Source organism: Streptomyces taklimakanensis (assembly GCF_009709575.1).
GTDB lineage: Bacteria > Actinomycetota > Actinomycetes > Streptomycetales > Streptomycetaceae > Streptomyces > Streptomyces taklimakanensis.
Genome location: NZ_WIXO01000001.1, coordinates 1,762,778 through 1,785,547, shown reverse-complemented (window position 1 = coordinate 1,785,547; position 22,770 = coordinate 1,762,778). Strand labels below are relative to the sequence as shown.

Annotated in this window: 14 protein-coding genes; 12 read left to right on the top strand and 2 right to left on the bottom strand. The window is 71.1% G+C overall.

Features of this window, described 5'->3' with window-relative positions; all coding sequences use genetic code 11:
* The first annotated feature begins 80 nt into the window (after window positions 1-80).
* From F0L17_RS07870 to obgE, 12 genes are all read left to right on the top strand, one after another.
* A complete protein-coding gene (locus tag F0L17_RS07870) occupies window positions 81-1,100 on the top strand; it encodes a rod shape-determining protein (RefSeq protein ID WP_155070503.1) in 1,020 nt (339 codons plus the stop codon).
* Window positions 1,101-1,238: 138 nt separating this feature from the next.
* Window positions 1,239-2,174, top strand: coding sequence for a rod shape-determining protein MreC (gene mreC, locus F0L17_RS07865; protein ID WP_162465942.1), 936 nt, complete (start codon window positions 1,239-1,241; stop codon window positions 2,172-2,174).
* Between the two features lie 2 nt (window positions 2,175-2,176).
* Entirely contained in the window at window positions 2,177-2,887 is a 711-nt protein-coding gene (mreD, locus tag F0L17_RS07860; protein ID WP_155070502.1) for a rod shape-determining protein MreD, read from the top strand.
* A gap of 13 nt (window positions 2,888-2,900) precedes the next feature.
* Window positions 2,901-5,015 carry a penicillin-binding protein 2 gene (mrdA, locus tag F0L17_RS07855; protein WP_162465941.1) on the top strand — a complete coding sequence of 705 codons (2,115 nt, stop codon included), beginning with the start codon at window positions 2,901-2,903 and terminating at the stop codon, window positions 5,013-5,015.
* Window positions 5,012-6,205 (top strand): rod shape-determining protein RodA, encoded by a 1,194-nt coding sequence (gene rodA, locus F0L17_RS07850; RefSeq protein WP_162465940.1) that lies wholly within the window; start codon window positions 5,012-5,014, stop codon window positions 6,203-6,205. The genes mrdA and rodA overlap by 4 nt, the downstream gene beginning before the upstream one ends.
* A gap of 112 nt (window positions 6,206-6,317) precedes the next feature.
* Window positions 6,318-8,246 carry a TIGR03960 family B12-binding radical SAM protein gene (locus tag F0L17_RS07845; protein WP_155070501.1) on the top strand — a complete coding sequence of 643 codons (1,929 nt, stop codon included), beginning with the start codon at window positions 6,318-6,320 and terminating at the stop codon, window positions 8,244-8,246.
* Window positions 8,247-8,373: 127 nt separating this feature from the next.
* Entirely contained in the window at window positions 8,374-8,952 is a 579-nt protein-coding gene (locus tag F0L17_RS07840; protein ID WP_202917849.1) for a GNAT family N-acetyltransferase, read from the top strand.
* A 150-nt stretch (window positions 8,953-9,102) separates the two neighbouring features.
* Window positions 9,103-9,852: a TIGR03936 family radical SAM-associated protein gene (locus F0L17_RS07835; RefSeq protein ID WP_162465939.1), complete on the top strand. Its 750-nt coding sequence runs from the start codon at window positions 9,103-9,105 to the stop codon at window positions 9,850-9,852.
* Window positions 9,853-10,089: 237 nt separating this feature from the next.
* Window positions 10,090-14,166: a ribonuclease E/G gene (locus F0L17_RS07830; protein WP_155070499.1), complete on the top strand. Its 4,077-nt coding sequence runs from the start codon at window positions 10,090-10,092 to the stop codon at window positions 14,164-14,166.
* 250 nt (window positions 14,167-14,416) lie between these two features.
* Window positions 14,417-14,740 (top strand): 50S ribosomal protein L21, encoded by a 324-nt coding sequence (gene rplU / locus F0L17_RS07825; protein WP_093654483.1) that lies wholly within the window; start codon window positions 14,417-14,419, stop codon window positions 14,738-14,740.
* Between the two features lie 14 nt (window positions 14,741-14,754).
* A complete protein-coding gene (rpmA, locus tag F0L17_RS07820; RefSeq protein WP_155070498.1) occupies window positions 14,755-15,012 on the top strand; it encodes a 50S ribosomal protein L27 in 258 nt (85 codons plus the stop codon).
* 237 nt (window positions 15,013-15,249) lie between these two features.
* A complete protein-coding gene (gene obgE, locus F0L17_RS07815; RefSeq protein WP_155070497.1) occupies window positions 15,250-16,689 on the top strand; it encodes a GTPase ObgE in 1,440 nt (479 codons plus the stop codon).
* A gap of 129 nt (window positions 16,690-16,818) precedes the next feature.
* Here obgE and F0L17_RS07810 read toward each other — a convergent pair whose 3' ends face one another.
* Window positions 16,819-20,394: a bifunctional glycosyltransferase/CDP-glycerol:glycerophosphate glycerophosphotransferase gene (locus F0L17_RS07810; protein ID WP_155070496.1), complete on the bottom strand. Its 3,576-nt coding sequence runs from the start codon at window positions 20,392-20,394 to the stop codon at window positions 16,819-16,821.
* Window positions 20,395-20,417: 23 nt separating this feature from the next.
* Window positions 20,418-22,658, bottom strand: coding sequence for a bifunctional glycosyltransferase/CDP-glycerol:glycerophosphate glycerophosphotransferase (locus F0L17_RS07805; protein ID WP_155070495.1), 2,241 nt, complete (start codon window positions 22,656-22,658; stop codon window positions 20,418-20,420).
* Window positions 22,659-22,770: the final 112 nt, after the last annotated feature.

The following is a 22,770-nucleotide window of genomic DNA, read 5'->3' as shown; positions in this document are numbered from 1 at the left end:
CGGGCCCCGCAGCGCACGCTGTCGTCCTCCCCTCACATCGCTCCAGTCGGAAGGCCTGACGTATCCTCATGGCGAACAACATGTCGTTCATCGGCCGTGACATGGCTGTCGACCTCGGGACCGCCAACACGCTGGTGTACGTCAGGGGTCGCGGGATCGTTCTCAACGAGCCATCGGTCGTCGCCATCAACACCAACACCGGCGGAATCCTCGCGGTCGGCGCCGAGGCGAAGAAGATGATCGGCCGCACCCCCGGCAACATCGTGGCGGTCCGTCCCCTCAAGGACGGGGTGATCGCCGACTTCGAGATCACCGAACGGATGCTCCGCTACTTCATCCTCAAGATCCACAAACGACGCTACCTCGCCCGCCCCCGGGTGGTCGTCTGCGTCCCCTCCGGGATCACGGGCGTCGAGCGCCGTGCGGTCATCGAGGCGTCCACCCAGGCCGGTGCCCGCCAGGTGCACATCATCGAGGAGCCGATGGCCGCGGCGATCGGCTCGGGCCTGCCGGTCCACGAGGCGACGGGGAACATGGTCGTCGACATCGGCGGCGGCACCACCGAGGTCGCGGTGATCTCCCTGGGCGGGATCGTCACGGCGCAGTCCATCCGAGTGGCGGGCGACGAGTTGGACAACGCGATCATCCAGCACATCAAGAAGGAGTACAGCCTCCTGCTGGGCGAGCGCAGCGCCGAGAGCATCAAGATCACCATCGGGTCGGCGTACGACCTGGAGACCGACGAGCACACCGAGATCCGCGGCCGCGACCTGGTCAGCGGGCTGCCGAAGACGGTGGTGATCTCGGCCGCCGAGGTGCGCAAGGCGATCGAGGAGCCCGTCAACTCCATCGTGGACGCGGTGAAGACCACCCTCGACAAGTGTCCGCCGGAGCTCTCCGGCGACATCATGGACCGCGGCATCGTGCTCACCGGCGGCGGCGCCCTGCTGCGCGGTCTGGACGAGCGGCTGCGGCGCGAGACGGGCATGCCCATCCACATCGCCGAGAACCCGCTGGACTCGGTGGCGCTGGGGTCGGGCAAGTGCGTCGAGGAGTTCGAGGCACTCCAGCAGGTGCTGGACGCACAGCCGCGACGGTGACGCCGGTGGGCCGGGCGGTCGCGCCGCCGCGGCCCACCCGTTCGGGCCGCTTCGCCGAGGCGGCCCGGCGGGTGAACCGAGAACAGATCAACACCACGGTCAGACAGGTCCAACAAGGGGAAGGCACGGCCGTCGCACGTGAGGGATACACGAGAGAGCCGGCTGCTGCTCGTTCTGCTGGTCGCCATCGCGTTCGCACTGATCACGGTGGACATCCGCGGCGGTGAGCGGTCTCCGCTGGACGGCGCGCGGCAGGTCGCCGCCTCCGTCCTCGGTCCGGTGGAGAACGGTGTCGCCGGTGCGGTCGACCCGGTCGGCAACGCCATCGCGGCCGTGCGGGACTCCGGTGAGCGGTACGACCGGATCAGCGCGCTGGAGCGGGAGAACGCCGAGTTGAAGCAGAGGCTCGCCGCCTCCGACCGCGACGGTTCCCGCGGCGAGCAGGTGGAGAAGCTGCTGAGGACCGCGGGAGCCGGCCGATACGGCGTCAAGGCGGCCCAGGTCATCGGGATCGGCGCCGCCCAGGGCTTCTCCTGGACGGTCACGCTCGACGTCGGCGAGCGCGACGGGATCAAGCGCGACATGACCGTCATCAACGGCGACGGGCTCGTCGGCCGCGTCACCACCGTCGGGCCGAGCACCTCGACCGTGCTGCTCGCCAACGACCCGGACTTCACCGTCGGGACCCGGTTGGAGGGCACCGGTGAGCTGGGCTTCGCCAACGGACGCGGCGACAGCGCGCTGACCGTCCAGCTCCTCAACAGCAAGGCCGAGGTGAAGAAGGGCGATCGCCTGGTCACCTTCGGCTCCAGCAACGACCGGCCGTTCGTGCCCGGGGTGCCGGTCGGCGAGGTCGTCCAGGTCGATCCGCACAGCGGTGGCCTCACCCGGACGGTACGGGTGCGGCCGTACGTCGGCTTCACCAAGCTCGACATCGTCGGCGTCGTGGTCAAGGCGCCCCGCACCGACCCGCGGGACGCGGTGCTCCCGCCTCCCTCGACGCCCCGGCCCGCCCCGACGGTCACCGTGACCGTCACCCCCTCCGCGAGCGCCTCCCCAGGAGCTGACCAGTAGCGATGCACCTCAACCGGATCCTGCTCTCCGCCGCGCTCGCCGTCGTCGCCCTGGTGCTCCAGGTCAGCGTGCTGGCCCGGCTCCAGTTGCCCGGCGCCGTCCCCGACCTGCTGTTGTTGACCGTCCTGGCCCTGGCCCTGGTCTACGGCCACACCGGCGGCGCCCTGGTCGGCTTCGGCGCCGGCCTGCTGGCCGACCTCGCCCCGCCCGCCGATCACGCGGTGGGCCGTTACGCCCTGGTGCTGTGCGTCGTCGGCTACGCCGCCGGGCTCACCAAGCCGGAGAGCGGCAGGCACCGCAGCGCCACCGTCCCGATGCTCGTGGTGGCGGGCGCCGCGCTCTCCTCGACGCTGCTGTACGCGGGTGTCGGAGCGCTGGTCGGCGACACCGCGGCCCGCCACGTCGGTCTGGGCGTACTGCTGACGACGGCCACCGTGTACGACCTGCTGCTGGCTCCCTTCACCGTCCCGGCGGTGATGGCGCTGGCCCGCCGCACCGAACACGACCCGCTCGCCGAGGCGTCCGGAGGCAGCGCGGTCGAGGGCACCCGCGGCCTCGGAGGGCTGTCGGGCTCCGGAGGGTGGCTGCGGGGCCGGACCCGCGCCAAGGGGCTCGGCGGCGCGGCCCGCGGCGGAGGCCGGCGCGGCGGTGGCCTGCTGATCAGGTCCCCCAAGAGCGGCACGGGACGGATCAAGGGCGTCAAGCGACTGTGAGGGAGGCGGAGCAGTGAGCAACATCCCCGAGACCGGGCGCACGCCCCGGGTCACCATTCGACTGATCGCCATCCAGGTCCTGGTCTTCTCGCTGATGCTCACCCTCGGCGGGCGGCTGTGGTACCTCCAGATCCGCAACGGCGAGGAGTACGCGGAGAAGGCCGCCGGCAACCACGTCCAGCAGGTCGTCCAACCCGCCGTGCGCGGTGCCATCCTCGACGCGCGCGGTGTGCCGCTGGCCGACAACGAGACCCGACTGGTGGTCTCGGCCAGCCGCACCGAGCTGATGAAGATGGACGACGGCGGCAAGGCGGTGCTCACCCGGCTCGCCGACGTCCTGGGCATGACCTACAAGGAGGTCTCCGAGAAGATCCGCCTGTGCAACGCGGAGACCCCGCAGCCCTGTTGGAACGGCTCCCCCTACCAGCCGATCCCGATCACCGACGAGGCCACCACACAGCAGGCGCTCCAGATCCGCGAACGCCAGGAGGACTTCCCCGGCATCACCGCCGAGCCCACCGCCGTCCGCCGCTACCCGGCCCCGTACGGCGCCAAGACCTCCCAGGTGCTCGGCTACCTCTCGCCGGTCACCGACGAGGAGATCGAACAGACCAAGGACGGCGACTCCCCGCTGCTCAGCTCCGACCAGGTCGGCCGCTCCGGCCTGGAGCGCCAGTACGACTCCGCGTTGCGCGGCGACGCGGGCGTGACGCGCTACCGGGTGGACAACCTCGGCCGGGTCATCGGGGAGGCCGAGAGCGATGAGGCCGAGCCCGGCTCCAGCCTGGTCACCAGCATCGACGCCCGCGTCCAGGCCATCGCCGAGAAGGAGTTGGCGGCGGCGATGAAGGAGGCCCGCAAGGTCTACGACGACAACACCGGCAGGAACTACGAGGCCGACGCCGGCGCGGTGGTGGTGATGGAGGCCAAGACCGGCCGCGTCGTGGCGATGGCCTCCCTGCCGGACTACGACCCCAACGTCTGGGTCGGCGGCATCTCCGCCAAGGACTACGCCGCGCTCACCGGCAAGAAGTCCAACTACCCGCTGCTCAACCGGTCGATCCAGGGGTTGGCGGCACCCGGCTCGATCTTCAAGGTGATCCCCACCGCCGCGGCGGTCAAGGCGGGTTACGACTTCAACGGACGCTACAACTGCTCCTCCTCGTACAGCATCGGCGGCCAGGTCTTCAAGAACTTCGAGTCGCAGAACCACGGCATGATCGACCTCGGCCGGGCGCTGGAGGTCTCCTGCGACACCGTCTACTACGCCCTGGCCCACCAGGAGTGGAAGAAGGACGGCGGACTCGACCCGAAGAAGGAGCCGAACGACTGGTTCTACAAGACCGCCCACGAGTTCGGCCTCGGCAAGCTCACCGGGATCGACCTGCCCAACGAGGTCACCGGACGCGTCCCCGACCGCCAGTGGAAGCAGGACTACTGGGAGCTCAACAAGGACTCCTGGTGCAAGTACGGCAAGAAGGACGGCGACTACGTCGAGAAGATCGCGTACGAGAACTGTCTGGAGGGCAACAAGCTCCGCGCCGGTGACAGCGTCAACTACTCCATCGGCCAGGGCGACACCCTGGTGACGCCCATCCAGATGGCCACCATCTACGCGGCCCTCAGCAACGGCGGGACCCTCTACGAACCGACCGTCGGCAAGGCGATCGTCAGCCCGGACGGCAAGGAGATCAAGGAGATCAAGCCGAAGAAGAAGGCCCGGCTGCCGATGGACGACAAGACCCTGAGGCAGACGGACAAGGCGCTGGAGGGCGTGGCCACCCGGGGCACCGCCGCCTGGCGCTTCGCCGACACCGGCTGGCCGCAGGACAAGATCCCCATGCACGCCAAGACCGGTACGGCCGAGGTCTACGGCAAGCAGACCACCTCGTGGTTCGCCACCTACACCGACGAGTACGCGATCGTGATGACGATCTCCCAGGGCGGCACCGGCTCCGGCGCCTCCGGCCCCGCCGTGCGCAACATCTACGACGCGCTGTACGGCGTGGACGACGAGGGGAAGGTCCACCCGGACAGGGCGCTGCTGCCCGAGCCGCAGAAGGAGCTTCCGAAGGTCAACTCCGACGGCACCATCGAGGCCCAGCGCCAGAAGGGCTTCAATCCGTGAGCACCCACTCCTACAACGGGCGGCCCTGGCAGGAGCGGTCGGCCTGGAGCAGGATCACCGCGCGTGACTCCCTCGTCCGCCGCCTGGACTGGATACTGCTGCTGGCCTGCCTGGCGCTGTCGGTCCTGGGCTCCCTGCTGGTGTGGTCGGCCACCCGCAACCGCACCGAACTCAACGAGGGCGACCCGCAGCACTTCCTCTGGCGCCACCTGATCAGCCTGGCCATCGGCATCGCCCTGGCCGTCGGCACCGTCTGGCTCGGCCACCGTCGGCTGCGCGGTGCCGTCCCGGTGCTGTACGCGCTGTCGGTGGCGCTGACACTGCTGGTGCTCACCCCCCTGGGCGCCACGATCAACGGGCAGCGCGCCTGGTTGGACTTCGGCGGCGGCCTCTCGCTCCAGCCCGCCGAGTTCGCCAAGATCACCATCATCCTGGGCATGGCGATGCTGCTGGCGGCCCGGGTGGACGCCGGCGACCGGGTCCACCCCGACCACCGCACGGTGGTCCAGGCCCTCGGCCTGGCCGCCGTGCCGATCGCGATCGTCATGCTGATGCCCGACATGGGCTCGGTGATGGTGCTGGTCGTGATCGTGCTCGGAGTGCTGCTGGCCTCCGGGGCGTCCAACCGCTGGATCATCGGTCTGCTCGCCGCCGGCGGCATCGGCGCGGTCCTGGTCTGGCAGCTCGGCGTGCTCGACGACTACCAGATCAAGCGCTTCGCCGCCTTCGCCAACCCGGCCCTGGATCCGGCCGGTGCCGGCTACAACACCAACCAGGCCCGCATCGCCATCGGATCCGGCGGCCTCTACGGCAAGGGTCTGTTCGAGGGCACCCAGACCACCGGCCGGTTCGTGCCCGAACAGCAGACCGACTTCGTCTTCACCGTCGCGGGGGAGGAGCTGGGCTTCCTCGGCGCGGGACTGATCATCTTCCTGGTCGGCGTGGTGCTCTGGCGGGCCTGCCGCATCGCCCGCGAGACGACCGAGCTGTACGGCACGATCGTCGCCGCCGGGATCATCGCCTGGTTCGCCTTCCAGTCCTTCGAGAACATCGGCATGACGATGGGCATCATGCCGGTCGCCGGTCTGCCGCTGCCCTTCGTCAGCTACGGCGGCACCTCGATGTTCGCGGTCTGGATCGCCATCGGGCTGCTCCAGTCGATCCGGGTGCAGCGCCCCGTGTCCGCCTGATCCACAGGCGGCGCGGGGCCCCGTCGGGCAGGCGTTACGCTGGATGGTCACGTCCGTCCGCACCCCGTGCGCGGACCGGCACCCACGAACCCAGCATCCGAGGACACCACCCATGCCTGTCGAGTCGGTCTTCCCGCGCCTGGAGGCCCTCCTCCCGCACGTCCAGAAGCCGATCCAGTACGTCGGCGGAGAGCTGAACTCCACCGTCAAGGACTGGGACGCCTGCGATGTCCGCTGGGCGCTGATGTACCCCGACGCCTACGAGGTCGGCCTGCCCAACCAGGGCGTCATGATCCTCTACGAGGTCCTCAACGAGCGCGAGGGCGTGCTCGCCGAGCGCACCTACAGCGTCTGGCCCGACCTCGAGAAGCTCATGCGCGAGCACGGTGTCCCCCAGTTCACCGTGGACGCCCACCGTCCGGTCGGCGCCTTCGACCTGCTCGGCGTCTCCTTCTCCACCGAGCTGGGCTACACCAACCTGCTCGCCGCCCTCGACCTCGCGGGCATCCCGCTTCGGGCGGAGGACCGCGACCTGGACCACCCCGTGGTCGTCGCCGGCGGGCACGCCGCCTTCAACCCCGAGCCGATCGCCGACTACATCGACTGCGCGGTCATCGGCGACGGCGAGCAGGCCGTGTTGGAGATCACCGACATCGTCCGGGAGTGGAAGGCCGAGGGGCGCCCCGGCGGCCGCGAGGAGCTGCTGCTGCGCCTGGCGAAGACCGGCGGCGTGTACGTGCCCGGGTTCTACGACGTGGAGTACCTGCCCGACGGCCGCATCGCCCGGGTCGTCCCGGGCCGTTCCGGCGTGCCGTGGCGGGTGTCCAAGCACACCGTGATGGACCTCGACGAGTGGCCCTACCCCAAGCAGCCGCTGGTGCCGCTGGCCGAGACCGTCCACGAGCGGATGAGCGTGGAGATCTTCCGCGGGTGCACCCGCGGTTGCCGTTTCTGCCAGGCCGGCATGATCACCCGTCCGGTGCGCGAGCGCTCCATCACCGGCATCGGCGAGATGGTGGAGAAGGGCCTGAAGAACACCGGCTTCGAGGAGGTCGGCCTGCTCTCGCTGTCGTCGGCCGACCACAGCGAGATCGGCGACGTCGCCAAGGGCCTGGCCGACCGCTACGAGGACGACAAGATCGGCCTCTCGCTGCCCTCCACCCGCGTCGACGCGTTCAACATCGACCTGGCCAACGAGCTGACCCGCAACGGCCGTCGCTCCGGCCTGACCTTCGCGCCCGAGGGCGGCAGCGAGCGCATCCGCAAGGTCATCAACAAGATGGTCTCCGAGGAGGACCTGATCCGCACCGTCGCCACCGCCTACGGCAACGGTTGGCGGCAGGTGAAGCTGTACTTCATGTGCGGCCTGCCCACCGAGACCGACGACGACGTGCTGCAGATCGCCGACATGGCCGCCAAGGTCATCTCCAAGGGGCGCGAGGTCTCCGGCACGGGCGACATCCGCTGCACCGTCTCCATCGGCGGTTTCGTGCCCAAGCCCCACACTCCCTTCCAGTGGGCGCCGCAGCTCTCGGCCGAGGAGACCGACGCCCGTCTGGAGAAGCTGCGGGAGAAGATCCGCGCCGACAAGCGGTACGGCCGGTCCATCGGCTTCCGCTACCACGACGGCAAGCCCGGCATCGTCGAGGGCCTGCTCTCGCGCGGCGACCGCCGCGTCGGCGACGTCATCCGGGCCGTCTACGAGGCCGGCGGACGCTTCGACGGCTGGCGCGAGCACTTCTCCTACGACCTGTGGATGGAGTGCGCCGAGCGCGCGCTGGCCCCCCACGGCGTGGACGTCGACTGGTACACCACGCGCGAGCGCACCTACGAGGAGGTCCTGCCCTGGGACCACCTCGACTCCGGGCTCGACAAGGACTGGCTGTGGGACGACTGGCAGGACGCCCTCGACGAGACCGAGGTCGAGGACTGCCGCTGGACCCCCTGCTTCGACTGTGGCGTGTGCCCGCAGATGGGCACCGAGATCCAGATCGGCCCGACCGGCAAGAAGCTGCTGCCGCTGACGGTCGTCGACAGGTAGGCCCGACGACGGGCCGGACGAGGGCGAGGGGGAACGCGGCACGGGACGCGCCCCCGCACCCCGGACCGCCCCCGGCCGGCGGATGTCCGCCGGCCGGGGGCGGTGGTGTGCTGCGAGACTGCCGTCCATGCCGGAACTGATCGTTCCCGACGTCCGTGTGCGGGCCTCCTACGTCGAGGCGATGGAGGAGTTCGTCGCCGAGGGGCGCGGCACGCCGGACGACGGCTCGACGATCGGTCGCGACATCCTCGCCTGGCACGACCGGTGGCGGGACCCGGAGGTCTTCGCCGAGTACGTCGCCCGGGTCCGCGCCGCCGGGAAGGACGCCCCCCGAGCGCCGGGGGCCGTCCCGACCACCACCCTGTGGTGGGTCGACGGCGACGTCTTCCTGGGCCGTGTGGCCATCCGCCACCGACTCGACGGCTTCCTCCTCGACTACGGCGGCCACATCGGCTACGACGTGCGGGCCTCCGCCCGCCGCCGCGGTCACGCCACCGCCATGGTGCGGGCCGCCCTGCCCGTCGCCCGTTCGCTGGGTGTCGACCCGGCCCTGATCACCTGCGACGACACCAACACCGCCTCCCGCGGGGTCATCGAGAAGTGCGGTGGTGTCTTCGAGGACCGGCGGGGAATAAAACTGCGGTACTGGGTGGCCACGGACCCCGACGGGACACGGCCCGGGAGACGGGCGGGCGGCGACGAGTAGGCTGGTGGGTAGGTACGGGCCCACCGGCCCCGCACCGGCGGGGGACGGCCCGGCCGCCACTGTTCGACCGAGGGGCGCTCGGCGCGCCACCCCGCAGCAAGGAGAAGGATCCTGGGCAAGCGACAGCCCGAAGGCCCGCCGCCCGCACCCGTGGCGCAGCGCATCCGTCTGCGCTACACCAAGCGCGGCCGCCTCCGGTTCACCAGTCACCGCGACTTCCAGCGCGCCTTCGAGCGGGCGCTCCGCAGGGCCGGGGTGCCCATGGCGTACTCGGCGGGCTTCACCCCGCACCCCAAGGTCTCGTACGCGAACGCGGCACCGACCGGCACGGGCAGCGAGGCCGAGTACCTGGAGATCGCCCTCACCGAGCGACGCGACCCGGAGGAGCTGCGCGGGCAGCTCGACGAGTCGCTCCCCGAGGGGCTCGACGTCGTCGACGCGGTGGAGGCCCGCACCTCCGGCTTCGCGGACCGGCTCACGGCCTCCCATTGGGAGCTGCGGCTCGACGGAGTGGACCCCGAGGAGGCGGGAAAGGCCGTGGAGGCCTTCCTGTCCGCCGACTCGGTCGAGGTACAGCGGCAGACCAAGAAGGGCATGCGCACATTCGACACACGGGCCGCGGTGGCCTCACTGGAGGTCGCCTCGGCCGGGTCCGATAGGTCCGGCGAGGGTCCCTGTGCGATACTGCGCCTGGTGGTACGGCATCTGACACCTGCCGTGCGACCCGACGACGTCCTGTCCGGTCTCCGAGCTACGGCCGACCTGGCGCCGCCGGTCCCCGCAGCGGTGACCAGGCTGGCGCAGGGGCCGCTCGATGAGGAGACCGGCACGGTGACCGACCCGTTCGCGCCCGACCGCGACGCAACACCAGTCGCGACGGCGCCGGAAGGCACCGCGTAGGCCGACGCCGCCGCGCCGCCGACGAGCGAGGCACCAGGGAGCCACCCGGGTCCGGCCGTCAGGCAGGCGCATCCACCAGCAGACTTTCGTCGTAGCCGAGCCGGATGGCCCGGAACCGGCGAGCGAGACGACAAGCTCCCGTGCGGCGCCCGCGCCCCGGACAGCGGCCCGCGACATCACGCGGAGCCCGACCGGACGAGGCGCGGCGCCCGGGAGCGTGACGGGAGAACCGCCCGCATGCGCGAACCCACCGAGTCCGCGGAGTCCACCGCCGCGGAGAACATCGACAGCACGTCCCCCGCTCCGAACGGGGAGGCCACCGAGCACGGCGGCCCCGGCGACTCGCCGGCGCCACGCCGCCGGCGCCGCGCCGTGTCCCGCCCGGCGGGGCCGCCCGCGGTCACCAGTGTGGAGCCCGAGGTCGTGACCGCGGCTCCTGCCACGGCCACCGCGGAGACGGACACCGCTCCACCGCGGACCGAGGGGCGGTCCGCACCGGAGTCCGCCGAGGACACCGGCGACGCCGAGGAGCGACCGGCCGCTCCGGCCGCCCGCACCCGCCGTCGCGCCACGCGCCGGGCGACCGCTCCGGCAGGGCCGCCGGAGCCTGCCGAGGCGGTGGCGACCGACTCGGGGAGCGACGCCGCGGAGCGGGCGACGGAGACGGCGACGGAGATGGAGCCCTCTTCCGCCGGTGCGGAGAAGCCCGCGGAGGAGACGCCCGCGCGTCCCCGCCGCCGTGCGACTCGCCGGGCGACCGCCCCGGCGGGCCCGGCGCAGTCGTCGGCGGAGGAGCCGGCGGAGGAGGCGACCGGGGAGGCGACCGGACAGGAGGCCGTCTCGGCCGTCGAGGAGAGCCCGGCCCCCGCCCGCACCCGGCGCCGCACCCGCAAGACCGCCGCGAAGGAGACGGACCGGGAGCCCCCGGTCGACGCCCCCGCGGCCGACGAGCCCGCCGAGGCACCCCGGGCCGCCGGACGGAAGCGGACCGCGGGGAACGAGCGCTCCGAGCGGCCTTCGCGGACCACGACGCCCGCCGCGGACGCTGAGGAGCCCCGGACGGAGGAGCCCCGGACGGAGGAGTCCCCGAAGCGGGCCCGGAAGAGGCCGCCGGTGGCCTCGACCGCACTGTTCCAGCCCCCCGTCTTCGCCGAGCCGGTCTTCCAGACCCCCGAGACCGCAGCGGCCGCCGCCGCTGCCGAGTCCGCCGCCGAGGGGCCCGACGAGTCGGACGAGGACGAGTACGACGTCGAGGACGGCGGGCGTGAGGACCGCTCCGAGTCCACCGCCACGGCACGTCGCCGTCGCCGTCGCCGCCGCGGTGGCGAGCCCGCCGAACGGGACGGGAACACCGAGCGGGACGAGCGGGGCGGCGGCGAGGCCGACACCGCCGCCGACACCGCCGCCGACACCGGCGAGGACGACGAGGAGGCGGACGCCCGGACGGACTCCGAGGAGGGCTTCGAGGACCGCCCGTCGCGCCGCCGCCGCCGTGGTGGTCGCCGCCGCCGCAGGGGCGGGGAGGCGGAGTTCGCCGAGGACGCCGGGAACGGCGACGGGGACCGCGAGGACCGCGACGACCGCGACACCCGCGACACCAAGGCCGCGTCCGCCGACGAGGACGACCGGAGCGACGAGCAGGCGTCCGCCGACGAGGAGCGGAACGCCGCCGACGAGCAGGCGACCGGCCCTTCCAGCAGCAGTTCGCGCCGTCGCCGCCGGCGTCGCCGCCGCAGCGGAGAATCCGAGGTCGTGGCCGCCGACGTCGCGCCGGACGACCCGGAGCGCACGGTCGTCAAGATCCGCGAGCCCCGGAAGAAGAAGGACGAGCCCTCCGAGAGCGCCGATGGCGTGCAGTCCATCAAGGGCTCCACCCGTCTGGAGGCCAAGAAGCAGCGCCGCCGCGAGGGCCGTGAGCAGGGCCGCCGCCGCGTCCCGATCATCACCGAGGCCGAGTTCCTCGCCCGTCGCGAGGCCGTCGAGCGGGTCATGGTCGTCCGCCAGAGCGGTGAGCGCACCCAGATCGGCGTGCTGGAGGACGGCGTCCTCGTCGAGCACTTCGTCAACAAGGAGCAGGCGACCAGCTACGTCGGCAACGTCTACCTGGGCAAGGTCCAGAACGTCCTGCCGTCGATGGAGGCGGCCTTCGTCGACATCGGTAAGGGACGCAACGCCGTCCTGTACGCCGGTGAGGTCAACTTCGAGGCGCTGGGCCTCTCCGGCGGTCCGCGCCGGATCGAGACCGCGCTGAAGTCCGGCCAGTCCGTCCTGGTGCAGGTCACCAAGGACCCGATCGGTCACAAGGGCGCCCGGCTGACCAGCCAGGTCTCCCTTCCCGGCCGTTACCTGGTCTACGTGCCCGAGGGCTCGATGACCGGCATCAGCCGCAAGCTGCCGGACACCGAGCGGGCCCGGCTGAAGCAGATCCTCAAGCGGATCGTCCCCGAGGACGCGGGCGTCATCGTGCGCACCGCCGCCGAGGGCGCCAGCGAGGAGGAGCTGCGCCGGGACGTCGAGCGGCTCCAGGCGCAGTGGGAGGACATCCAGAAGAAGGCCCGCAAGGGCGGCGCCCCGACGCTGCTCTACGGCGAGCCGGACATGACCGTCCGGGTCGTCCGCGACATCTTCAACGAGGACTTCTCCAAGGTCGTCGTCAGCGGCGACCAGGCGTGGGAGACGATCCACGGATACGTCTCGCACGTCGCGCCCGATCTGGCCGACCGGCTGCAGAAGTGGACCTCCGAGGTCGACGTCTTCGCCACCTACCGGATCGACGAGCAGTTGATGAAGGCGCTGGACCGCAAGGTCTGGCTGCCCAGCGGCGGATCGCTGGTCATCGACCGTACCGAGGCGATGGTCGTGATCGACGTCAACACCGGGAAGTTCACCGGCCAGGGCGGCAACCTGGAGGAGACGGTCACCAGGAACAACCTGGAGGCGGCCGAGGAGATCGTGCGCCAACTGCGGCTGCGCGACCTCGGCGGCATCATCGTCATCGACTTCATCGACATGGTGCTGGAGTCCAACCGGGACCTGGTGATGCGGCGCCTGCTGGAGTGTCTGGGCCGGGACCGCACCAAGCACCAGGTCGCCGAGGTCACCTCGCTGGGTCTGGTCCAGATGACGCGCAAGCGCGTCGGCCAGGGACTGCTGGAGTCGTTCTCCGAGACCTGTGTGCACTGCAACGGCCGGGGACTGATCGTCCACATGGACCAGGTGCAGTCCCAGGGCGGCGGCGGTGGCGGCGGCAAGCGCGGCAGGAAGAAGGGCAAGGCCGCTCAGCAGGCGACCAAGGCCCCGGAGGCGCCCGTCGAGGAGGTCGTCGAGGCCGTCGAGGACTCGGAGGCGCCCGTCGCCGAGGCCGCCGAGACGGCCGCCGAGATCGCGGCGGAGACCGCCGAACCCACCGCGCTGCCCGAGCCGGAGTTCGTCCCGGACGAGGAGCTGTACAGCAGCGCGGCCGAGGCCGAGGAGGCCGCCCGGCGCGGCCGCAGGCGCCGTCGCGCGGTGCGGAAGGTGTCGGCTCCGGCGGGTCCGCCGAAGGCGGCTGCCGAGGTGGAGGCGGCGGTGACGGTCGTCCCGGCGTCCCAGGAGGCCGAGGCCGCCGAGGCGCCGGAGGAGGCCGCCGAGGCCGCCGAGGGGACCGTCGAGGCCGAGCGGTCCGTCGAGACCGCCGAGGAGACACCGGCCGCCGCGGAGGCGGCACAGCCGCGACCGCGCACCCGCCGTCGCGCGGTGCGGAAGGTGTCGGCTCCGGCGGGTCCGCCGAAGGCGGCTGCCGAGGTGGAGGCGGCGGTGACGGTCGTCCCGGCGTCCCAGGAGGCCGAGGCCGCCGAGGCGCCGGAGGAGGCCGCCGAGGTCTCCGAAGGGGCCGCCGAGGCCGCCGGGGGCGCGGTGAAGGCGGAGGAGCCCGCTCCCTCGTCCCGTCCCCGTCGCCGTGTGGTGCGTCGGGCGGCCGCTCCGGCCGGCTCCCCGGAGGCCGCCGAGATCACCGAGCCCGCCGTGGAGCCGGTCTCCGAGGCGGCTCCCGAGACGGCTCCCGAAGCGGAGGCCGAGCCGGCGAAGAAGACGGCCCGCAAGACGGCCAAGAAGACGGCGGCGAAGAAGACCGCCACGAAGAAGGCCGCGGCCAAGAAGACCGCCACGAAGAAGACGGCGGCCAAGAAGACCGCCACGAAGAAGAGCGCGGCGGAGAAGAGCACGACGAAGAAGGCGGCGGCCAAGAAGACCACCGCCCGGAAGTCGACGGCCGGGAAGACGTCCGCGGCGGAGCAGCAGGCGTCGCCGTCCGTCTCCTCTCCGGCCGAGGAGTGACGGGACCGGGTTCCGGGCGCCTCGCCGGCGCCCGGGACCCGGTTTGACCCTCGACTTCGGGCCCCGTAACCTTGACCGTCGGCGTGTCGATGGACACGTCAGGCTCCTGAGCAACTACCTCCACGCACTCCGCGAGGTGTCGCGCGAGCGCGAGGAGAGGCCGCTCAATCCACTCGGATCAGCACGGGCCCCGGCCCGTGGCGAGCGGCTGGCATCAGGTGTCCCACCCACGAGCGAGAGAGAGTTCCGCGTGTACGCGATCGTGCGCACCGGCGGCCGCCAGCAGAAGGTGTCCGTCGGAGACGTCATTGAAGTTGACCGCATCTCCACCAGCAAGGTCGGCGACAGCGTCGAGCTCTCGACCCTGCTCATCGTCGATGGCGACGCGGTCACCAGCGACCCGTGGGTCCTGGCCGGTGTGAAGGTCCACGCCGAGGTCGTGGACCACCACAAGGGTGCCAAGATCGACATCATGAAGTACAAGAACAAGACCGGCTACCGCAAGCGGATCGGTCACCGCCAGCTGCACACCGCGCTGAAGATCACCGGCATCGACGCCCCGGCGACGAAGTAAGGGACTGAGGAGAGATGGCACACAAGAAGGGCGCATCGTCCACTCGGAACGGTCGCGACTCCAACGCCCAGCGGCTCGGCGTGAAGCGCTTCGGCGGTCAGGTCGTGAACGCGGGCGAGATCCTGGTCCGCCAGCGCGGCACCCACTTCCACCCGGGTGCCGGTGTGGGGCGCGGCGGTGACGACACCCTGTTCGCGCTGGCCGCCGGTGCGGTGCAGTTCGGCACCTCCCGCGGCCGCAAGGTCGTGAACGTCGTCCCGGTCGCCGAGTAACCACCGGCTACGGCACGACCGCAGCACCACCTTCCGAGGGCGGACCGCCTCCCGTCCGTACGCGCCACGTGCGTACGGACGGGGAAGCGGTTCCGCCCTCGGCGCGTTGTACCCGTTGTACCGGTGAGCGCACTCGGAACGACGCCCCCGCGTCCCGGGCGCGCGAGCCAGGGGCCGCGCTGACGCGTCGGCCCCGCACCCCGAAACCCCCGACCACCAGCTCTGGAGGCACCCCTCATGACCACCTTCGTGGACCGCGTCGAGCTCCACGTCGCCGCGGGTAACGGAGGACACGGCTGTGCCTCCGTGCACCGGGAGAAGTTCAAGCCGCTGGGCGGCCCGGACGGCGGCAACGGCGGTCGCGGCGGCGACGTGGTCCTCGTCGTCGACCAGTCCGTGACCACCCTGCTGGAGTACCACCACACCCCGCACCGCCGGGCGACCAACGGCAAGCCCGGTGAGGGCGGCAACCGCTCGGGCGCCGACGGCAGGGATCTGGTGCTGCCCGTCCCGGACGGCACCGTCGTCCTCGACACGCGGGGCAACGTCCTGGCCGACCTCGTCGGGCACGGCACCACCTTCGTCGCCGGCCGCGGTGGCCGCGGCGGACTGGGCAACGCCGCGCTGGCCTCGGCCCGCCGCAAGGCACCGGGCTTCGCGCTGCTGGGCGAGCCGGGGGAGACCCGCGACATCGTCCTGGAGCTGAAGACGGTGGCGGACGTGGCGCTCGTCGGCTACCCGTCGGCCGGCAAGTCGTCGCTGATCTCCGTCCTCTCCGCCGCCAAGCCGAAGATCGCCGACTACCCCTTCACCACCCTGGTGCCCAACCTGGGCGTGGTGACGGCCGGCTCGACCGTCTACACCATCGCCGACGTCCCCGGCCTGATCCCCGGCGCCAGCCAGGGCAAGGGTCTGGGCCTGGAGTTCCTGCGCCACGTCGAGCGCTGCGAGGTCCTGGTGCACGTGCTGGACTGCGCCACGCTGGAGACCGAACGTGACCCCGTGACCGACCTCGACGTCATCGAGGCCGAACTGGCCCAGTACGGCGGTCTGGACGGCCGTCCCCGGGTCGTGGTCCTCAACAAGGTGGACATCCCCGACGGGCAGGACCTCGCCGACATCATCCGCCCCGAGCTGGAGGCACGCGGCTATCCGGTCTTCGAGGTGTCGGCCGTCAGCCACAGGGGACTCAAGGAGCTCTCCTACGCCCTGGCGCGGATCGTGGACGAGGCGCGCGCGGCCAAGCCGAAGGAGGAGGCGACCCGCATCGTCATCCGCCCCCAGGCCGTGGACGACGCGGGCTTCACGGTCACCAGGGAGGACGACGGCTTCTTCCGTGTGCGCGGCGAGAAGCCGGAACGCTGGGTGCGTCAGACCGACTTCAACAACGACGAGGCCGTCGGCTACCTCGCCGACCGGCTCAACCGCCTCGGCGTCGAGGAGGAGTTGATGAAGGCCGGTGCCCGCGAGGGTGACGGCGTCGCCATCGGCCCTGAGGACAACGCGGTCGTCTTCGACTGGGAGCCGTCGATGGCGGCGGGCGCGGAGATGCTCGGTCGTCGCGGGGAGGACCACCGTCTGGACACCCCCCGCCCGGCCGCCCAGCGACGTCGCGACCGCGAGGCCGAGCGCGACGAGACCCTGCGCGCGTACGAGGGCTTCGACCCGTTCGAGTGACGGCGTGACCGTCGGCCCGAGGGCCCGGGGGAACGAGGAGAACGAGGAGGGAGCCGCGCCCGGTGGCGCGGCTCCCTCCTCGTCGTCTCACACCCCCCGCGGGGTGTCATCCGGCTGGCGCTCCCCGACTCAGCGGTCCTCCTCGGCCTTCTCCAGCATCCGGTCCACCACGCGCTTCGAGGCGTGACCGTCGTCCAGGTCGCAGAAGAGGTGGTGGAAGCGGTCGTACCGCTCCTTGTACTCCCTCATGACCTCGTCGACGTTCCGGATGGCGGTGACCAGCTCCTCGGAGGTGCGGATCAGCGGTCCGGGGGAGTCCTTCTCGAAGTCGAAGTAGAACCCGCGCAGGGTGTCCCGGTAGTGCTCCAGGTCGTACGTGAAGAAGAGCATGGGACGCTTGAGGTGGGCGTAGTCGAACATCACCGAGGAGTAGTCGGTGATCATGATGTCGGCCGCCAGGTACAGGTCCGCGATGTCCGGGTACTCCGAGACGTCCCAGACGAACCCGTTCCCCGCGCCCGGGACGGCGTCCACCACGTTGGAGTGGCGTCGGACCAACAGGACGTGGTCGTCGCCCAGGCGGCGCCGGGCGTCCTCCAGGTCCACGCGCAGGTCGAACTTGTACTGGCCGGCGCCGTGGGAGAGGTCGTCGCGCCAGGTCGGGGCGTACAGCACGACCTTCTTGCCCTCCGGCAGGCCGAGCTTCTCCCGCGTCCGCCGGGCGATCTCGTCGCGGTCGGGCGAGTAGAGGTAGTCGTTGCGGGGGTAACCCGCCTCCAGGATCTCCCCGTCGAAGGAGAACGCCCGCTTCAGGATCGGTGTGCTGAAGCGGTTGGAGGAGACGACCAGGCTCCAGTTCTTCGCCTCCATCGCGATCCGGTTCTGGTACTCGCGGTCGAAGTGGAGCGTCTCGATGTCGTGGCCGATCTTCTTCAGCATGGTGCCGTGCCACGTCTGCACGATCACCTGGCCAGGCCGCCGCTCCACCCACTCCGGCAGGTGGGCGTTGGTCACGATGTAGCGGCAGGTCGCCAGCGCCTCGAACCACTCGGTGCCCCACATGCGCACCGGCTTGAGCTCCGGCGGCAGGACGACCTGGTCGTCCCGGACCGCCCACAGGTGTTCCAGCTCCAGGTCGCGTCCGGCCAGTTCCTCGTACATGGCGCGGGGGCTGTCGGAGAACTGCTTGCCGTTGTAGCTGAGGTAGAACACGGCGTCGCGCAGCGGCTTGTGACGGCTCGGCTCGTACACCTCGCGCCGCAGTTGCGCCTGCCGGTACGGGCCGCGTTCCATGTCGGTCAGCCCGGAGCGGCAGTTGAGCTGCGGGAAGTCGCCCCAGCGTGCCTCGAACCAGTAGTGGCGCCCGCCCAGGTGGGCCTTGAGCGGGAAGCGGTCGGCGGCGAGACGGTCGATGACGAACGAGGCGTCCCTGGCCTCCTCGCCCTCCGGTCGGAGGTAGAGGTTCCAGCGGCCGGCCTTGAGCGGCACGGTGCCGGCGGGGTTCCCCATGGTGGAGGGGTCGAAGCCGAACTCGAACGAGCCGTCCTCCCGCCACTCCACCGGGACGGTCCGCTCCTCGAAGCGGTTGTTGGCCCTGAGGACGAACGACGCGCCGGTCAGCCGGGGGTCGGTGTACCCGCCGACCGTGATCTTCCCGTCCTTCAGCGCCACGTCGGTGATCACCGCGCGCGTCGCACGTCCGGAGAACTTCAGGTAACCGGTGTGTCCGGCCAGGACGGCGACCTCCCGGTGCCGGGCCTCCTCGCCCAGCGACTCGGGCAGCGGGAAACGGGCGTCGGGAAGGCCCTCCCGGACGACCGTGCTGAAACGGCGCTCCCGACCGTCCGCGGTCTCGGCGACGAGGACGGTGCTCCAGTCGCGCTTCGCCGAGCGGGTCTTGTCCTGGACCCCCTCGCCGGCGATCAGGGCGATGTCGCCGACGGGCACGCGGACCGTGAAGGGCCTCCTGCCGCCGGTGGCGGCCTCCAACGTGACGGGGTACTCCAGGACCTCGCCGCTCCTGCGGTTGGTCACCCGCAGCCGGACCGCCTCGCCCTCGGCGAGCGCCTCGCGGATCTCGCCGCCGATCTCGAGCGACTCGCCGACCAGGCGGCGCTCGGTGACCAGGGCGCGCACCTTCTCCAGGCGCAGCTTCAACGCGGCGCGCTCGACGAACGGCACCAGCCGGTGGTCGTCGTCGAGCCAGTGGTACGGCGGGTAGTTGGCCGCCGCGGCGCCCACGGTCTGGACACCGCGCTTGCGCATCAGACCGGAGCTGATGACCCGCATGCCGACGTGCCAGACGCCCTCGTCCCACTCGCCGCCCCTGCGGAACTTGGCGGGGTCGAGCGTGTACGTCCAGCCGGCCCAGTCGTAGTTGTGGAGCTTCTGGCCGGAGTCGGTGGTGCACTCCGGGCGGTGGAGGTTCTTCGCCGGGAACACCAGACGGCGGCGCGAGCCGTCCTTCTTGAACTGGATGAACTTCACCGAGCTGCGGCGGGTGGGCAGGTCGATCTTCTCGATGTAGGCGTCGCCGAGGAGGACGAGCTTGCCGTCCTGCCAGGAGATCTCCCGCAGCGGAGCCTTGAGGACGAGGTCGGGGTCGATGCGCAGCGCCCGCTTCGGCAGCTTCAGGGAGCTGTCCTCCAGCGCCTTGAAGCCGGCGTACTTGCGGACGAGGCCGCTGACCTCGACGGGTTCGCGCCGACGCTGGGCCGCCAGCAGGTCGATCAGCTCCGGCAGGGCCCGCTTGCGCACCAGCAGCCACTGCACCCGCAGTTGGACCGGCAGGGCCGACAGGACCTTGGGGTCGATGGTGTCGAGGTAGCGGTTGGTCACGTCGAGGAAGGCGGCGCGGTACTCCTCGTCGCCGTCCGGGAGCACGTTGAGGAAGAGCCGCAGGTCGTCGGTGAGGGCCCGGTGGTCGTACTCCCGCTTGTAGCGGGCGAACTCGGGACCGTCCTGCCTGGCGAGGAAGTCGCTGACGGCCCGGACCGCGGCGACGCGGTCGCGGACGGACTTGACCTCGGTGCGCCGCTGGGTGATCGACGGGGCGCCCCGGCCCCCCTCGCGCTGCCGCCAGTAGTAGACGGGCTCGCCGATGATGTCGACGGCCTCGGCGATGTAGTGGGCGGGGAGGACGACGGGGCTGTCCTCGTACAGCACGCCCTCGGGGAAGGAGAAGCCGTGCTTCTCCCAGAAGGAGCGGCGGAAGACCTTGTTGCAGGCGATGCGGTCGGCGACCAGCTTGGGGTACTTCGATATGTGGGTGCGCCGGCGGGCCTGGCCGGCCAGCATCTTCAGCAGCGGCACCTGCCAGGTGCGCTCGCCCTTGATGTGGAGGACGTTGCCGGTGGCGAAGTCCGAGCCGGTCTCGTCGAGGCTGGTGACCATCAGCCGGTAGGCGTCCGGCGGTATCAGGTCGTCGCTGTCGATGAAGGTCAGGAACTCGGATTCGGGCGATATGTTCTCGATGCCCGTGTTGCGGGCGGCTCCGAGACCGGCGTTCTCCTTGCGGACGAGTCGGAAGCGAGGGTCGCGCTCTGCGTACTGCGCCGCGATGGCGGCCGAGCCGTCAGGGGAGCCGTCGTCCACCATGACGACCTCGATGTCCTTCAGGGTCTGTTCGGCCAGGGAGTCGAGACAGGCCGGAAGATACTCCTCCACGTTGTAGATGGGGACGATGACGCTGAGCCGCGGAGCCATGGTGCGCGGTGTTTCCTTTCGGTTCAGACCGTTTCGACCGAAGCTACGGCCTGGGCGGGAGTGGGTGCCGTGCGACGCTCGCTCAGGGGAACGATAGGGGGGAGGTCGGCGAGGTCCTCGCCCAGGAAGACGTGACGCACCACTCTTTCCGCGGCGCGGCCGTCGTCGAAGTCGCAGAAACGCGCCCGGAAGGCGGTGCGCAGACGGGCGGACTCGCCGTCGTTCCAGGCCCCCGAGGTCAGGATCTCCGCCAGTTCGTCCTGGGTGCCGGCCACCGGTCCGGGTGGCTCCGCCGGCAGGTCGAAGTAGGTGCCGCGGACCACCTTGTAGATCTCCCAGTCGGGGGCGTAGATCACGATCGGGCGGTCCAGGTTGGCGTAGTCGAACATGGCCGACGAGTAGTCGGTCACCAGCGCGTCCGCGGCGAGGTAGAGCTTCTCCACCACCGGGTGCGCGGAGACGTCGACGATCCGGCCGTCCTCGCGCAGCGCGGCCGTCCGGGAGGAGGGGTCGTAGAAGTAGTGGCCGCGCACCAGCAGGGTGGTGTCGGGCCCCAACTGCTCCGCGAACCGCGCCAGGTCCAGGCGCGGCACGAAGGACGACTCGTACTCGCGGTGGGTGGGGGTGTAGAGGACGGCGGTGGTGCCGTCGGCCAGCCCCAGCTCGCGGCGGGCGGCCGCCACCTCCCGGGCGGTGGCGTTGACCAGAACGTCGTTGCGCGGGTAGCCGGTCTCCAGGGAGGTGTAGGAGCAGGGGTAGACCCGCTCCCAGACGGCGGTGGAGTGGCGGTTGGAGGAGATGCTGTAGTCCCAGCGGTCACAGCGGGCCAGCAGCTTCTCGAAGTCCATGCCGTGCGCGGAGCCGGGGTAGTCGCGCTGGTCCAGACCCATCGACTTCAGCGGGGTGCCGTGGTGGGTCTGGACGTGCACCTGACCCTCGCGCTTGACCACGGAGTCGCCGAAGTTGACGTTGTTCACCAGGTACTTCGCGCGGGCCATGGCCGTCCAGTACTCGCGTGAGCCCAGCAGGACCTTCTCCACGCCCGCGGGAACCTTGTGGGCGTCCCCGGCCCGGATCACCCACAGCCTGCGGACGTCGGGCGCCAGGCGGGCCAGTTCGGCGTCGATCGCGGCGGGGTTGCAGGAGTGGGACCGGCTCCAGTAGGCGGAGAAGACGGCCAGCTTCTCGTCCAGGGGCAGCCGCAGTTGCGCGCGGTAGTGCGCGTTCTTGACCTGGCGCTTGGCGCCCTGCACGTGCCGGCGTCCGCGCCGGCCCAGGGCGGCCCGGGTGCGGCCCGCCACCTTGAACCCGGCCAGCGCCGGGTAGCTGCCGAGCGCGATCAGGCGGTACTTCTGGCCGCGTCTGCCGCCCGGACGGACGAAGCCCTCCGGCTTCCGGCGGCGGTAGTCCGCCGTGGCCCGACGGAAGAACTCGGACCGGGCCGACTGGGGCAGCCGTCCCGGGCGGTCGAGGATGGTGATGTAGTGGTCGACCATCTTGCGGAACAGGTGGGGCCGCCAGTGGTCGAGCTCGGGGTGCTCGTCGACGTAGGAGAAGATCCGCTCGTACTGGTCGAAGACGTCGAAGTGCTTGCGGCTGACCGTGCGCAGGATGTTGCCGCCCTGCCGCCGCTGCCGGTAGTGCACGCATATTCGGTCCAGCACGGCGATGCGCTTGGCCGTGATCAGCGAGCAGAACGTCCAGGGGGCGTCCTCGTAGTAGCCGGGGGGGAACCGGAAGCCGTGCTCCTCGACGAAGTCCCGGCGGTAGGCCTTGTTCCAGACGATCTGGAGGAGGTCGAGCAGTTCGGGGCGCTGTTCCAGGGAGAAGACGGCGGGGCCGCTCTCGCTCAGCAGGTCGGCGCGCTGGTTGCGCAGCACCCGACCGTCCCAGTAGGTGCGGGCGTAGTCGTAGATCACGACGTCGGGGTCGCCCGTGGCGTCGATCCGCTCGGCGACGGCGGCCAGGGAGCCGGGGGTGAGGGTGTCGTCGCTGTCGAGGAACAGCACGTAGTCGCCGCGCGCCTGCTCCAGACCGGCGTTGCGGGCGCGGCCGAGTCCCACGTTCCGGGGCAGGTGCAGGACGCGGACCCGGTCGTCCCGGGCGGCGTACCGGTCGAGGATCTCCCCCGATGCGTCCGGTGAGCAGTCGTCGACCGCCACGACCTCGAAGTCGCCGAAGTCCTGCTCCAGGATCGAGTCCATGCAGGCCGGCAGGTAACCCTGCACCTTGAAGGCGGGCACCACGAGCGTGAAGCGCGGCAAAACTTCCCCTTTGGAGCGGATCACACCCTCGGGGGGTGCTCTCGGTGAACTGTCGCCTAACAGAGACGACAAGCTGAAGTGAACAGTTGTCGCGTGTTCGAGGCGTGTTATC